The organism is Streptomyces bikiniensis (assembly GCF_000716625.1).
GTDB classification, from domain to species: Bacteria; Actinomycetota; Actinomycetes; order Streptomycetales; family Streptomycetaceae; genus Streptomyces; species Streptomyces bikiniensis.
The window spans coordinates 17,642-31,632 of the sequence record NZ_JNXJ01000025.1 but is presented as its reverse complement, the minus strand read 5'-3'; the positions used below and the strand labels follow the sequence as shown (position 1 = coordinate 31,632).

The window sequence follows — 13,991 nt, the reverse complement described above, 5'->3', positions numbered from 1 at the left end:
CGGATTCGGAACGACGGAGCCACATCCCGTGCGGCGCCCCCCGATCAGGGCGTTCCCGGGCAGGGACAGGACACGCGCGGACCCGCTCGTCACCTCCGCGCACAGCGGTGCTCCACCGGCCGCCCCTCGCGTTTCACCGGGACACGACCCGCCCTCAGGGCCGCCCGGTGCCTGCTCCACAGCCGTACGCCACGCGTCCCGCCCGCCGGCTCCGTGCCCCGAGCACCCGGCCGGCCCGCGATCCCGCCGACGTCACGCCCACTCACCCCAAGGAGCGCCATGAGCCTCGTCGACGTGCACAACGAATGGGACCCCCTGGAGGAGATCATCATCGGTACGGCGGTGGGCGCACGGGTCCCCCGGGCCGACCGCAGCGTCTTCGCGGTGGAGTACGCGGGGGACTACGACAGCCAGGACCAGATCCCCTCCGGCGCCTACCCGGACCGCGTGCTGAAGGAGACGGAGGAGGAACTCCACGTCCTGGCCGAGGAACTGACCAAGCTCGGCGTCACGGTCCGCCGTCCCGCGGCACGCGACAACGCGGCCCTGATCAGGACCCCCGACTGGGAGACGGACGGCTTCCACGACTACTGCCCGCGCGACGGCCTGCTGACCGTCGGCGACACCGTCATCGAGACGCCGATGGCGCTGCGCGCCCGCTTCCTGGAGTCGCTCGCCTACAAGGACATCCTGCTGGACTACTTCGCCAGCGGTGCCCGGTGGCTGTCGGCCCCCAAGCCCCGGCTGACCGACGCGTCCTACGATCCACAGGCACCGGCCGGTGAGCGCCTGACCGACGTGGAGCCGGTGTTCGACGCCGCCAACGTGCTGCGCTTCGGCACCGACCTGCTCTACCTGGTGTCCGACAGCGGCAACGAACTCGGCGCCAAGTGGCTCCAGTCGGCGGTCGGCGACACCTACACGGTGCACCCCTGCCGGGGGCTGTACGCGTCCACCCACGTGGACTCCACCATCGTGCCGCTGCGGCCCGGCCTCGTGCTGACCAACCCCTCGCGGGTGAACGACGGGAACATGCCGGACTTCCTGCGGTCGTGGGAGACCATCACCTGCCCGGAGCTGGTGGACATCGGCTTCACCGGCGACAAGCCGCACTGCTCGGTGTGGATCGGCATGAACCTGCTGGTGGTGCGACCCGACCTGGCCGTGGTGGACCGCCGGCAGACCGAGTTGATCAAGCTGCTGGAGAAGCACGGGACGGACGTGCTGCCGCTCCAGCTCACCCACTCGCGCACCCTCGGCGGCGGCTTCCACTGCGCCACGCTCGACGTCCGCCGCACCGGCTCGCTGGAGACCTACCGGTTCTGATGTCCCGCCACGTCCGCTACCGCCAAGGAAGGTTGACCACGTGATCGGTTACGGCGTCTGCGTAGGCCCGGGCAATCTGTTCGAGCGCATCTGCCTGCCGGGTATCGAGCGGGTCCGCACACCGGGCAGCCCGGTGTTCACCATGCGCAACCAGCGTTCACTGTTCTCGGCGTACAACGCCATGTTCGACCAGGCGGCCGCCAACTCCGACATCACCGGGCTGGTGATGCTCCACGACGACGTCGAGCTGCGGAAGAACCCGGCCGAGGTGGCACAGCCGGTCTTCGAGGACGACTCCGTCGGGATGCTCGGCTCGGTCGGCGGCTCCGACACCGTCTCGCTGGCCTGGTGGAACGAGAAGGAGACCCGGCGCGGCCGGGTCACCGACTACGACAAGGTCCACGACTACGGGTCGGACCGCTACGAGGTCCACGCCGTGGACGACGTCATCCTGTGCGTCAACCGCTGGACCATCGAGAACATCCGCTTCCCCGAGGGGCACTACCGCGGTTTCGAGGGGCTCGGCGTCATTCTCGCCACCCTGATCCGCGCCGCCGGCAAGCGCGTGATCGTCCAGGACCTCCAGGACGTCATGCACCACAACGACGGACGCGGTTTCAACGGTCTGAAGGACTGGCGCCACAACGAACTGCGCTGGCATCGCGAGTTCTTCGACCTCAGTCCGCTCGAACGGGTGGGCAACCACCTGGAGCGGCTCACCATCCCCACCATCCCCCTGCGGCTCGCCGCCCGCCGGCTGGCGGTGCGCGCGGCCGGCCGGGCCCACGAGGTCAGCGACGGGGAGACGGGCGACCCCGTGATCGACGAACTGGTCGGCGGCTGGTACCGGCGGTGCAAGCGCCTGCGCGGCCGCATGCAGGTGTGAGGAGAAAAAATGGCCAAGTACACACGGCTCCGCTACGACGTGACCCGGATCCCCCTCGCCGACCTCGTGCGCGAGGTGCTGAAGGTGGACGACCTGGAGGGCCTGGCGGCCAGTGAGTGGCTCGCCACCCGGGAGACCGACCAGAGCACGCCGTACCACAAGCAGTTCTACGACAACTTCGACATCGTCTCGCCCGTGTACCGCACGCTGGCACGGCACCTGCTCGGCGACACGGTCGACGACGTCTACCTCCAGCGGGTGCCCACCTTCCGCGTGCACCTGCGCAACTCCGTCGCCGTGGGCTCCTGGCACCGCGACCGCGACTTCGGGCACGACCCGGCGGAGGTCAACTACTGGGTGCCGGTCACCCGGGCCTTCGGCAACAACACGCTGTGGATCGACAACGAGCCGGTGCACGCCGAGTACGGCGAGGTCATCGTCTTCGACGGCGCCAACTCCTGGCACGGCAACGTCGTCAACGACACCGAGATCAGCCGGGTCAGCATCGACTTCCGCACGCTGCCCCGGTCCGCGTACCAGCCCAGCGGGAAGAAGTCCGTGTCCTTCGGACTGCCCTTCCTGCTCGGCCAGTACTGGGACGTCGTCTGAACCCCGGCCGGCTCCCGCGCCACGACGAAATGGCCCCGACATGGTGATGACCTCCGATCCGATCGGGAACCCCCCGGGCGACACACGCCCGGGGGAGTCCCTGACACACCTCGACCACCGCTTCCGGGAGTTCCTGGCCGGGCTCCCGGACGACCGCCCCCCGTGGTTCTGCTTCTTCTCCTCCGGCCTGCTGCACGTCGTCCACCACTTCCTGCGCTTCGTCCCCGAGCGGCTGAACTGCGTCTTCGTGTGCTCCGCGCTCAGCGCCGAGGAGATCGCGCTGCGCGACCGCATGAGCGGCGGCCTGCCCGTCTTCGACATGGACGACCGGGTCGGCAGCCACGAGATCTTCGAGCTCCTGCTGCGCAACACGGACCGGCCGTTCGGCATCGTCGACGTCGACTGCTTCGTCACCGACACCGACTGGTTCGACCGCTGCACGGACGGACTGGAACCGGGCGTGGCGGTCAGCGGCCCCCTCAGCTACGGCCCCATCCCCCTGGCCGCACCGCCCTTCCTGGCCCTGGACCCCCGGGTCCGTCCCGACATCGAGCGCGCCATCGGCGGCCCCGTCACACCCGCCGCCTACGCGTACGTCCCCCCGGGGCCGGAGAAGGAGATCGACGGCGCGACGGTGCGGCTCATCGAGCCGCACCACGAGCGGGCCCTGGCCCGGGTGATGGCCCTGGAGGGTCCCCGGCTGCCCTTCCCGCAGGGCGGGGTGGTGGACGTCCTCGACGACGGCAGGGAGGTGCGCAGCCACGAGCGCCATCACCACCTCCACAACGGCAACGAGGTGATCCGCGTCGTCTTCGACGGGCTGATGTTCTACCAGCTGATGGCCCTGGCCGCGGGCCTGCGGATCGCCCACTTCCACCAGTTCCCGGGCACCAAGGTCTTCGCCCCCCAACTGGTCCACGCCGGCGGCATCTCCTACTGGCATCGGCTGCGGCCCAGCGAGATCGCCGCGGGCATCCACGAGCTGCCCTGGTCGGCGCACGTCGACGCCCTGCTCCTGGAGGACTTCAACAAACGGCCGGACGCCCCCTCGGGCTACCGGACCCGCAGCACCCGGCTCGCCGCCAGTCTGCGCCAGTCCAAGGCCGACCTGGCGGGGCTGCGCGAGGAGCTGCGCACCAAGCTCACCTCCTCCGGCGTGGACGTGACCGACCCCCGCTGGGCCGCCGTACTCGACTGACGCAGGACCACCTACCGGCACCGGCACCCCCCGGGGGGGCGCCGACGGGCTGTTACGGAGACTTTCGATGAGAGTGGGAATCGTCGGGGCCGGCCGCATGGGCCGGCTGCACGCCCGTACGCTCCTGGAGCTTCCCGAACCACCGGAACTGGTGGTCCACGACGTCGACCCCGACGGCGCCCACCGGCTGGCCCGTGCCCTTGCGGAGGAGACCGGGGCCCGCGTGACGGTGCGGCGGACGCTCGCCGAGGTCGTCGCCGGCGTGGACGCGCTGGTCGTGGCCACCCCGGCGACACAGCGGCGCGACCCGCTGCTGGCCGCGGCACGGGCGGGGGTGCCGGTGTTCTGCGAGAAGCCGCTCACCGCCGACGTGGCCGAGGCCCGCGAGCTGGCCGGCGCTCTCGCCCGCGCTCGACTGCACGTCGGCTTCCAGCGGCGCTGCGACCCCGCCTACCGGGCACTGCGCGAGCGGATCGTCTCGGGCCGGCTCGGCCGCGTCCTGCTGGTGCGGTGCACCGCCTTCGACCACCACCCGCCGGCCGGCGCGTACGAACGGACGGCCGGCGACATCTTCACCGACTGCCTCATCCACGACATCGACGCCGTGCACTGGCTGACCGGACAGCCCACCGTGGCCGTGCAGGCCGACGGGGCACGGCTGCTGGGCGGCGCCGGGTACGACGTGGCCACGGCCGCCCTGACCCTCGCCGACGGCGCCCGCGCGGTGCTCACCGCGTCCCGGCTCGACCCGCACGGGTACGACCACCGGGTCGAGGTGCTGGGCACCGAGGGCTCGTACGCGGTCGGGTTCGACGCGCGGACCCCGCTGCGCCTGCTCGGCCAGGACGGCACGGGCCGCCCGCCCGCACCCGGCGGACACCCCCCGTACCAGGACTTCACCGACCGCTTCGCGACCGCCTACCGGCAGGAGATCCATGACTTCACCGACATGGTGACGCGAGGCGCCCCCAGCCCCTGTACCGCCGAGGAGGCACTGCGCGCGCAGGAAGTGGCCGCGGCCGCCGGCCGTGCCGCCGCGACCGGCACCCGTGTCGTCCTGGACCCGGCACCGGCCACCGGCGCGGCCACGCCCGTGGGGGGCCGGGCCGGATGAGCCGCACGCCCACCCACCGGGGACGCCACCGGGGGCGACGCGGCGCCGCCGTGGCCGCGGCCCTGCTGGTCCTCGTCACCCTGCCCGCCGCCTCCACCGCCGACGGGCCCGGCGCAGCGCACCGGGACCGCGCGGCGGCGGACGACGCCCGAGGCCGCACAGCGGCGCAGACCGTCCCGGGCCGGGCACCGGCGGACAACGTCATCCTGCTCATCGGCGACGGCATGGGCGACGCGGAGATCACCGCGGCACGCGACTACTCCGTCGGCGCGGCCGGCCGGCTGGCCCTGGACACACTGGCCACCACGGGGCGGCGCACCACCTTCTCCGTGGACGAGCGGGGCCGGCCGGTCTACGTCACCGATTCCGCCGCCGGCGCCACCGCCTGGGCGACGGGCCGGCGGACCGTCAACGGACGGGTCTCCAAGACCCCGGGCACCAACCGGCCGCTGCCCACGCTGCTGGAGAAGGCCCGCCGCCACGGTTACGCGACGGGCAGCGTCACCACCGCCTCGGTCGCCGACGCGACCCCCGCCGCCCTGACGGCCCACGTCACGGACCGGTCCTGCAAGGGCCCCGCCGACATGGCCGAGTGCCCGGCGGACACCCGGGCGGCCGGCGGCGCCGGCTCCGTCGTGGAGCAGACGGTCGCCGCCCGCCCCGACGTCCTCCTCGGCGGCGGCGCCGACCACTTCGCACAGACCGTCAGGGACGGCCCGTACCGTGGCCGTACGGTGCTGGAACAGGCCCGCGCCGCCGGCTACCAGGTGGTGCGCGACCGGGCGGAACTGACGGCGGCCCGCACCGACCGGCCCGTGCTCGGGCTGTTCGCGCCCGACTACCTGCCCGTGGAATGGACCGGGACACCGGCCGCGCCCGGTGGCACCGCGCCCCAGCGGTGCGCCGTCCACAACCCGGCCCGGCCCGCCGGCACACCCACTTTGGCCGAGTCCACCCGCGCAGCGCTCGACCAGCTGACGGCCCGCCGCGACCGGGCCACCGGCAAGGGCTTCTTCCTCCAGGTCGAAGGCGCCTCGATCGACGACCGGGCGCACGAGGCCGACCCCTGCGGGCAGATCGGCGAGACCGTGGCGTTCGACAGGGCGGTCGCGGTCGCCCTCGCGTACGCCGGGCGCCACCCCCGCACCCTCGTGATCGTCACCGCCGACCACGGCCACGCGACCCAGATCCTGCCCGAGGACGCCCGGCCGCCCGGCCTGTCCAGCACCCTCGTCACCGACGAGGGCGGCCGGATGCTCCTCGGGTACGCCACCGCCGGATCCGGCGGGACGCAGGAGCACACCGGGGTCACCGTGCCGGTCGCCGCCCGCGGTCCGCTCGCGCACCGGGTGCTCGGCCTCCGCGAGAACACCGAACTGTTCGGCACCGTGTGCGCGGCGCTCGGACTGCGATGAACCACGGCCGTGCCCGACGGCCCCCTGGACCATTCCCGACCGTTCCCCTTCCGAACCGAAAGGTCACACCTTGAGCTCCTTCCAGGAATTACCGCGGTGGCCCCAGCTGACGGACGACGACATCGAGGCGGCGGTGGCGGCCCTGCGCTCCAACCGCCTGGTGGGGCAGGGCAACAGCACCGTCCAGGAATTCGAGGCGGCCCTGGCCGCCGGCCAGCGCGTGGAGCACGCGGTCGCGGTGTCCACCGGCACGGCGGCCGTGCACCTCGCGCTGCACGTCCTGGACGTCGGGCCCGGCGACGAGGTCATCGTGCCCGCCCACACCTTCATCGGCTCGGCGAGCCCCGTCGTGTACCTCGGCGCCCGCCCGGTCTTCGCCGACGTCACACCGGACACCCACTGCCTGGACCCGGACTCGGTGAAGTCGCTGATCACCGACCGGACCAAAGCCATCGTGGTCGTCCACATCAACGGCGTCGCCGCCGACATGGCCGCCCTGACCGCCGTCGCCGCCGAGGCGGGCGTCCCGGTCGTCGAGGACGCGGCGCAGGCGCTGGGCACCGAGATCGGTGGCCGTCCCATCGGCGGCTTCGGCGACCTCGCCTGCGTCAGCCTCTTCGAGCAGAAGGTGATCACGTCGGGTGGCGAGGGCGGCGCCGTGCTCACCGACAACCCGGACCACGCGGAGCGGCTGCGCCGCCTGCGCAGCCACGGCGAGGGCCCCATCGAGGGCCGCCCCGGCATGATCTGGGCACACGAGGTGGGCTACAACTACCGCCTCACCTCGGTCCAGGCAGCCATCGGCCTGGCCCAGCACAAGCGGCTCGGCGAGATGGTCGAGGCCCGCCGTCGCAACGCCGCCCGCCTCTCGGAGCGGCTGGCCGGTGTCGAGGGCCTGGAACTGCCGGTGGAGCCGGAGGGCACCACCCACGCGTTCTGGAAGTACGCGGTGCGCGTGGCGCCGGGCGGCGGCCGCCGCCCGGCCGGGGAGATCGCGGCCGACCTCCGCTCGCGAGGCGTCCCGGTGCTGCTGCGCTACCCGTTCCCGCTGCACAAGCAGCCCGCGTTCGCCGGACACGAGGGGACCTCCCTGCCCGTCGCCGAACGGCTGTCCCAGGAACTGCTGGCGCTGCCGTCCCACCCGGGGCTCACCGAGGGGCACCTGGACCACGTTGCCGACGAGGTCCGCCGGGCCGTCGCCGTCACGGCGTGACCCGCACCCCGTCCGACGCACCGGCCGCGCGCGTCACGGCGTGACCCGCGTCCCGTCCGCCGACGGTCCCACGGGCGCCGCACCGGCCGCGTACCCGCGCGGTGCGGCGCCCGCCGCCTCCCGACGACTCCGACACACCAGGAGAGCCACATGACCACCACCCCCCGGCCCGCCTCCGCGCCGCCCCCCGGCCCCGAGGGTCCGCCGCTGCTCCTCGGCACCTCCGCCTTCGGCCAGAACGAACGCGGCTTCCCCGTCTACGACGCCTACTGGGAGGGCGGCGGCCGCGCCTTCGACACCGCCTGGCTCTACGGCCACGCCTACGGCCCCGGCTGCTGCGAACGCACCTTCGGCGCCTGGGCACGGTCGCGCGGCGTCGAGAAGGACGTCTGGGTGCTGGCCAAGGGCGCGCACACCCCGGAGTGCGTGCCCGACCGCGTCGAACCCCAACTGACCGAGAGCTTCGAGCGCATGGGCCGCGACGACGCCGCGCTCTACATGCTCCACCGCGACAACACCGACGTCCCCGTGGGGGAGTTCGTCACCGTCCTCGCCGACCTCGTGGACCGCGGCCTCATCGGCGCGTACGGCATGTCCAACTGGACCCTCGAACGGGTCGTCGAGGCCGTCGCCTACGCCCGCGCGCACGGCCTGCCGCTGCCCGCCGGCATCAGCAACCAGTACAGCCTGATCAACATGGTCCACCCCATCTACCCGGGCACCGTGACCTCCAACGACCCCGCCTGGCGGGACTGGCTCGCCGAAGGGGCCGTCCGGCTGTACCCCTGGGCCAGCCAGGGCCGCGGCGCGCACGCGCTCGCCGACCCCGGCGAGCTGCGCACCGGTGCGCTCGCCGAAAGCTGGTACAGCGAGACCAACGCCGCCCGGGTCCACCGCGCCCGCCTCCTCGCCCGGCGCACGGGGATCTCCGCCACCGGCATCGCCCTCGCCTGGACCCTCTCCCAGCCCTTTCCGGTCGTCGCCCTCATCGGGCCCCGGTCGCCCGAGGAGGTCCGCGACTCCCTGGCCGCCGCGGCCCACCGGCTCACCGACGCCGAGCGCGACTGGCTGGAGACCGGCGAGGGCGACCTCCCGGACCGCTGACCCATGGCGACCACCCCCACACGCGCCCGCCCCCGTGCACGGCCGCCCGCACCGGCCCCGCGAACCCCGCCGGCATGGGCACCGGTCCTCGGCATCGCGGCCGGCACCGCGGCGGTGCTCCTCCTGCTCGCCGACCGCCACGGCTACGACGGCGACGAGCTGTACTTCATCGCGGCCGGCCGCCACCTCGACTGGGGGTACGCCGACCAGCCGCCCGGTGTGCCGCTGCTGGCGCTGCTGGCCGACACCCTCGCCCCCGGCTCGTTGCGCGTGCTGCGGCTTCCGGCGATCGTCGCCACCGGGGCGGGGACCGTCCTGGCCGCGCTGCTGGCCCGGGAGCTGGGCGGGGACCGGCGGGCGCAGTGGCTGACCGCGGCCGCCCACGCCCTGGCCCTCGGCGCGCTCGGGCGGTTGCTGTCCACGGCCGCCCTCGACATTCCGCTGTGGACACTGCTGACGTGGCTGGTGGTGCGCTGGGTGCGACTGCGCCGGGAGGGCGTGACGCGCGACCGGCTGCTGTTCGCCGCGGGGGCCGTCGTCGTGGTGGCGATGCAGATCAAGTTCCAGATCGTGGTGTTCTGTCTGGCCCTGCTGGTGGCGGTGCTGCTGTGCGGGCCGCGCGGGCTCTTCGGCCGGCCGTCGCTCTGGGCGGGCGCGGGGCTTGCGGCCCTGTCGGTCGTGCCGGCGCTGGTGTGGCAGCACCGGCACGGCTGGCCGCAGTTGCGGATGGGTGAGGTGATCGCCGCGGAGGTCGCCCAGCGGGACGGGCAGGCGGTCAACCTGGCGCTGATGGTCCTGGGCCTGGGGCCGGTCCTGGGGATGGTGCTCGGCCTGTACGGACTCTGGCGGCTGCTCATGGACCGGGAGCCGGCCGGCTTCCGCTTCCTCGCCGTGGCCGCGCTGCTGGCGACCGGGTTCGTCGTGCTGACCGGCGGCCGCGCCTACTACATCCACGGCGTGTTCCCGGTGCTGTGGGCGGCGGGCGCCGTCGGCTTCCAGCGGTGGCGGGCGGCACGGAAGGCGACGGCCGACCGGCGCGCGGGCTGGGCGGTGTACCCCGTGATCGCCGTATCGGCCGTGTGGCCGCTGCTGGACCTCCCGCTCCGGCCGCCGGAGTCGTACATCGACGAGGCGCCGCACCGCTTCGACAAGCGCTCCGAGATCGGCTGGCCACAGCTCGCCGACCAGGTCGGCGCCCTGTACCACCGCCTGCCCGACGGGACCCGGGCCCGCGTGGTGCTGATGTCCGACGACTACTGGGTCGCCTCCGCCCTCGCCCACTTCGGCCCCGCCCGGGGCCTGCCACCGGTCCACAGCGGTTCCCGCGGCTACTGGTTCTTCGGCGCACCCCCCGCCGACCGCACCGTCGTCCTCCACGTCGGCCACCCCGATCCGGCACTCCGCGCCCATTTCGGCGTGGTCCGTCAGGTCGCCACCGTCGACAACGGGCTGGGCATCGCCACCGAGTACCAGGGCCGTCCGATTTATTTCCTCAGCCGCCCGAAGGAGCCCTGGACCCGCATCTGGCCCGAGCTCCAGCACCTGGACCCGCACCGCCCGCGCATCACCGCCGGTCACGCCTCGTGTCCGCACCGGCCTGGAGCCGTCGTACGCCCGCAACAGGGGGCGTCCCGGGCACCCTGCTCCGGCTGTCGCGCGAGTACGACGGCGTCCGGGTGACCGACGCGTGCTCACTGCGGAGTGCCGCTGCGCGCGACCTGATGGCGGACGCCATGTCCAGCGCGCGCGCACCGTCAGGGTTACGGGCAGTCGCCGGAAGTCCATGACCCGTTCTCCACCGCGCCGCAGCGGCGACACCGACCCGGGCCGGGCGACGCCCGAGGCCGTCGCCACGCAGGTGGAAGGTGCCGCAGCGGTTCTGCGGCGGTAGTCGGTGTCGGCAGGCGGCTTCACCGCCCGGGCCCACCAGAACGGGGTCGGACCCCGAACCGGTGAGATGCCACGACTCGTGGCGGGGGTCCGGGCCGATGCCGAGTCGAGTGCCGTCACAACGCCGTCGGACGCGCGATCTTCGGTGATCCGGAAGGGCTGCGCAGCAGCTTTGGCGATCTTGTTGGCAGTTGTCGGTGCTGTGGCAGAGAGGCAACCCGGGGGCAGCCAGGGGCGGGGCCGTGCCCGGATCGGTTCCACGGGTGTCCGAAGGCAGGGCAGTGGCCGACCAGCAGCACCGAGGCGCCGCCGGCGGCCCAGCCCAGGGAGTGAGGTCGGGAGGTGAACTTCCACGGTCTGTCGGAGAAGATCCCGGAGAGCCAGCCGTCGAAGAAGGCGCCCCCGGTCCCAGTGCCGACAGTGAGCCTCTTCCCACCTCGCGCTGACGCGTGGTGAAGGACAAGAACAGGCTGGACGATCGCGGTGATGCGGGTGGTGCTGCAGCGGAGCTTCCGCAGAAGCCACCAGCCCTTCGGAGTGGTCACGGCCTGCTCACCAAGGCAGCGGATCTTGGCGTGTGTGCTGTTGTGCCGACGCTGCCACCGCTCGAGGCGACGGCCTCGGAACGGGACAGGACGGGTACACAAGCACGCGAAGCTCCTGGTGGGGCACGGTGGATCTTGGTCGTGACACCTCCTACCAGGAGCTTCGTCGCACTCCAGAGCTGCCCGGGCAACGAACACCGCCGCCAGGTCGGAAACAGCTCGGTACTTCGCGCCCTCGCCGCCGTCGCCGGCTCACAGCCCGAGAATGTCCCGGCGGCCCTCGACGGTGACGGCCAAGGCGACGCAGACGGGCCGGTTGGCGACGGCGCCGTCACGGATCCGGGTTCTGTCGACGATTTTGTGATCCGGATGGTTGAGCGGGGCGTCCCGGCTGTTCGTGATCATGCATCGCGTGCTCTCGTGATGTGCTTCTGGAGTTGTTTCCATATCTGTCCGCGCTTGTGATCGAGGAGGTCGAGCGGCAACCGGACGAGGTGGTGCTGCGAACGCGGGTGCGGGCAAGGACCGCGGACTGCCCTTGCGGTCAGAGCTCGGTGCGGGCGCACAGCCGGTACGTACGCAGGCTGAGGGATGTCGCCGTGGGCGGGACCGGGGTCGTGACCGAGTTGTGCGTTCGCCGCTTTCGCTGCGAGAACCCAGGCTGTCCGGCGGTGACCTTCGTTGAGCAGATCGTGGGGCTGACCACCCCGCACAGCCGCTGCACTCCGCTCCTGCGCGGGGAGCTGACGCAGATCGGGCCGGCTCTCGCCGGCCGGGCGGGATCCCGACTGGCGTCCGCGGTCGGCCTCATCATAGGCAGGGACGCGCTCCTGCGGCTGGTCAGAGCCCTGTCCGAGCCGGAAGTCGGCAAGGTGGAGGTCCTCGGCGTTGACGATTTCGCCTTCCGCGAGAGCCGCCACTGCGGCACGGTCCTCGTCGACATGGCCACCCACCGACCAGTGCGTCTTTGCGATGGCCGCGAGAGCGGGGGCCCGGCTGCGTGGTTGCGCGACCGCCCCGAACCTGTGGGCTCTGGCCGCAGCCGTACGCGCACGGGGGCCGCGGTGGTCGGCGGCGGAGCTGCTGACCGCGATGGACCGGCAGGTGCCCGGCGGATGACCGCGACCCCCGCTGTGGTCGTCAGAACGGCCCACCGGAGCCGGACAGTACCTCCGGCGGTCCGAACCGCACCGGGAGACCGGGGGAGTAGAGCACACTGACGGGCTCCCCGCGCTGGCGGGACACTCCCGCGGCGGACGTGAGGCCGTCGTCCCAGCCCAGCAGGGAGCACGTGCGGAACGACCAGGCCGGGTGGGCGTTGGGCAGGTAGTAGGTGCGCCCCAGGAACCGCTCGTGCAGGCCCCACCGGCAGGTGAGGAACTGCTCCAGTGGACCGGCTGCCGCCGGCGTTCCCGCCACCTCCACCCAGACCCGGGCCCCCGCGCCCGCCGGTCCGCGCCGCTCGGTGGTGTACAGCAGCCGGTCCTCGAACCAGCGCCTGCGGATGCGGGACCACCGGTACGGCAGTCCGAACGCGGCACGGGCCGTGAGCACCGGCAGCAGCCTGTCGCAGTCGAGGGAGCGGAAGACCACCCCGCGCCGGCCCAGCGCGTCGCGGCTGTACAGGCGGACGTTGACCTCGTCGAACGTGCCGAGGAAGGGCAGCGGCGGGGTGCGGCCGAAGGCGAGGTCCTGCATCCGGAAGAAGACCAGGCCGACATAGGTGCGGCCCTCGTGCAGGTCGGGCACGGTTCCGGGCGGCAGGAGCGGCGCCACCTCGGCGGGGTCGGCGGGCCAGTGCAGGAAGACCAGGTCGTGCCAGCGCTGCCGGAACAGCACGTGCCGCACCGGCCGGGGAGAAAGGAAGGTCAGGACCTCGGCCGAGCGGGAGGACCACGCGGGACGGGCCGGCAGCTCGGAGGGGAGACGTCTCCTGCGCATGCCGCGCTACCGGACCACGTCGAGCGCCGCGCCGGCACGCGGGCGCACGTAGACGGCCCCCGTCGACAGTGCCTCGACGATCGCGTCCACGGCCCGCTCGACCGGTATCCCCCGCGACAGCGGCGGCGCCTGACCGGCGACGGCACGGCCGGCGAACCCTGTGTCCATGTGGGGCAGTCCGATCTCCAGGACGGTCACGCCCGTGCGCCGCTGCTCCCGCCGGACGGCCGCCAGCCAGGTGGCCAGTGCGGCCTTGGCCGCCGCGTAGTCCGCCATCCCTGCCGGTGCCGCCTCGGCGACCGTCCCGGTGACGGCCGCGAGCACCCCGCCCTCGCGGACGTGGGCCGTGGCGGCGCGCAGGAACGCCATGGGCGCCAGCGCGTTGACGGCCGCCAGGTGCTCGCCGACCGCGTCGCCGACCTCCCGCACCGGCCCGAAGGCGGCGACGCCGACGCACACCACGACACCGTCCAGGCCGCCCAGCTCGTGGGCTGCCCAGTCGACGGTCCGGGCGCAGGAGTCGAGGTCCCAGGCCTCGAACGTCCGGGAGGGAGCACCCGCGCAGGCCGCCGCCACACGGGTGAGCGCGTGCGGATCGCGGCCGGCGAGGGCCGTACGGGCACCCAGGGAGTGCAGTCGCAGGGCGAGCGCCCCACCGATCTCCCCGGTCGCCCCCGGCACCAGGATCCGCGCACCTCTCAGTTGCATACGTCGCCTCCGGACCGCTCGTCGAGCTGTGACTCAGAAGTA

At 73.2% G+C, this 13,991-nt stretch carries 11 protein-coding genes and 2 pseudogenes; 9 read left to right on the top strand and 4 right to left on the bottom strand.

All coding sequences use genetic code 11. The annotated features are described in order from the left end of the window. The first annotated feature begins 279 nt into the window (after positions 1 to 279). The 9 genes from OO47_RS20540 (at position 280) to OO47_RS20500 (ending at position 10,545) form a co-directional block, all read left to right on the top strand. A complete protein-coding gene (locus tag OO47_RS20540; protein ID WP_030220066.1) occupies positions 280 to 1,326 on the top strand; it encodes an inosamine-phosphate amidinotransferase in 1,047 nt (348 codons plus the stop codon). Positions 1,327 to 1,366: 40 nt separating this feature from the next. Beyond that, entirely contained in the window at positions 1,367 to 2,212 is an 846-nt protein-coding gene (locus tag OO47_RS20535; RefSeq protein WP_030220064.1) for a glycosyltransferase, read from the top strand. A gap of 9 nt (positions 2,213 to 2,221) precedes the next feature. Further along, on the top strand, positions 2,222 to 2,821 hold the full coding sequence (locus OO47_RS20530; protein WP_030220061.1) for a streptomycin biosynthesis protein StrG: 600 nt from the start codon (positions 2,222 to 2,224) through the stop codon (positions 2,819 to 2,821). 40 nt (positions 2,822 to 2,861) lie between these two features. Further along, positions 2,862 to 4,019 carry a dTDP-dihydrostreptose--streptidine-6-phosphate dihydrostreptosyltransferase gene (locus OO47_RS20525; protein WP_030220058.1) on the top strand — a complete coding sequence of 386 codons (1,158 nt, stop codon included), beginning with the start codon at positions 2,862 to 2,864 and terminating at the stop codon, positions 4,017 to 4,019. A gap of 67 nt (positions 4,020 to 4,086) precedes the next feature. Next, positions 4,087 to 5,133: a Gfo/Idh/MocA family protein gene (locus tag OO47_RS20520; RefSeq protein ID WP_030220055.1), complete on the top strand. Its 1,047-nt coding sequence runs from the start codon at positions 4,087 to 4,089 to the stop codon at positions 5,131 to 5,133. Further along, positions 5,130 to 6,548, top strand: a complete 1,419-nt coding sequence (locus OO47_RS20515) for an alkaline phosphatase (RefSeq protein ID WP_030220053.1) — start codon at positions 5,130 to 5,132, stop codon at positions 6,546 to 6,548. The genes OO47_RS20520 and OO47_RS20515 overlap by 4 nt, the downstream gene beginning before the upstream one ends. 70 nt (positions 6,549 to 6,618) lie before the next feature. Beyond that, on the top strand, positions 6,619 to 7,761 hold the full coding sequence (locus OO47_RS20510; protein WP_030220050.1) for a DegT/DnrJ/EryC1/StrS family aminotransferase: 1,143 nt from the start codon (positions 6,619 to 6,621) through the stop codon (positions 7,759 to 7,761). Positions 7,762 to 7,911: 150 nt separating this feature from the next. Beyond that, the gene (locus OO47_RS20505) at positions 7,912 to 8,865 is read left to right on the top strand and encodes an aldo/keto reductase (RefSeq protein WP_030220046.1); all 954 of its coding nucleotides are present in this window, start codon (positions 7,912 to 7,914) and stop codon (positions 8,863 to 8,865) included. Positions 8,866 to 8,868: 3 nt separating this feature from the next. Further along, entirely contained in the window at positions 8,869 to 10,545 is a 1,677-nt protein-coding gene (locus OO47_RS20500) for a glycosyltransferase family 39 protein (protein WP_078489758.1), read from the top strand. Between the two features lie 650 nt (positions 10,546 to 11,195). Here the strand turns inward: OO47_RS20500 and OO47_RS37895 are convergent. The 4 genes and pseudogenes from OO47_RS37895 to OO47_RS20490 form a co-directional block, all read right to left on the bottom strand. Next, positions 11,196 to 11,387 (bottom strand): annotated as a pseudogene (locus tag OO47_RS37895) (IS5/IS1182 family transposase); the annotation flags it as partial. A 168-nt stretch (positions 11,388 to 11,555) separates the two neighbouring features. Continuing rightward, a pseudogene (locus OO47_RS37325) lies at positions 11,556 to 11,642 on the bottom strand (transposase); the annotation flags it as partial. 798 nt (positions 11,643 to 12,440) lie between these two features. Beyond that, positions 12,441 to 13,241, bottom strand: coding sequence for a YqjF family protein (locus OO47_RS20495; protein ID WP_106969427.1), 801 nt, complete (start codon positions 13,239 to 13,241; stop codon positions 12,441 to 12,443). A 6-nt stretch (positions 13,242 to 13,247) separates the two neighbouring features. After that, entirely contained in the window at positions 13,248 to 13,949 is a 702-nt protein-coding gene (locus OO47_RS20490) for an SDR family NAD(P)-dependent oxidoreductase (RefSeq protein WP_030220038.1), read from the bottom strand. Positions 13,950 to 13,991: the final 42 nt, after the last annotated feature.

Coding starts and splice junctions, on each gene's coding strand:
- OO47_RS20540 (WP_030220066.1), top strand. CDS start 280: ATGAGCCTCGTCGACGTGCACAACGAATGGGACCCCCTGGAGGAGATC.
- OO47_RS20495 (WP_106969427.1), bottom strand. CDS start 13,241: ATGCGCAGGAGACGTCTCCCCTCCGAGCTGCCGGCCCGTCCCGCGTGG.
- OO47_RS20525 (WP_030220058.1), top strand. CDS start 2,862: ATGGTGATGACCTCCGATCCGATCGGGAACCCCCCGGGCGACACACGC.
- OO47_RS20505 (WP_030220046.1), top strand. CDS start 7,912: ATGACCACCACCCCCCGGCCCGCCTCCGCGCCGCCCCCCGGCCCCGAG.
- OO47_RS20490 (WP_030220038.1), bottom strand. CDS start 13,949: ATGCAACTGAGAGGTGCGCGGATCCTGGTGCCGGGGGCGACCGGGGAG.
- OO47_RS20500 (WP_078489758.1), top strand. CDS start 8,869: ATGGCGACCACCCCCACACGCGCCCGCCCCCGTGCACGGCCGCCCGCA.
- OO47_RS20530 (WP_030220061.1), top strand. CDS start 2,222: ATGGCCAAGTACACACGGCTCCGCTACGACGTGACCCGGATCCCCCTC.
- OO47_RS20520 (WP_030220055.1), top strand. CDS start 4,087: ATGAGAGTGGGAATCGTCGGGGCCGGCCGCATGGGCCGGCTGCACGCC.
- OO47_RS20515 (WP_030220053.1), top strand. CDS start 5,130: ATGAGCCGCACGCCCACCCACCGGGGACGCCACCGGGGGCGACGCGGC.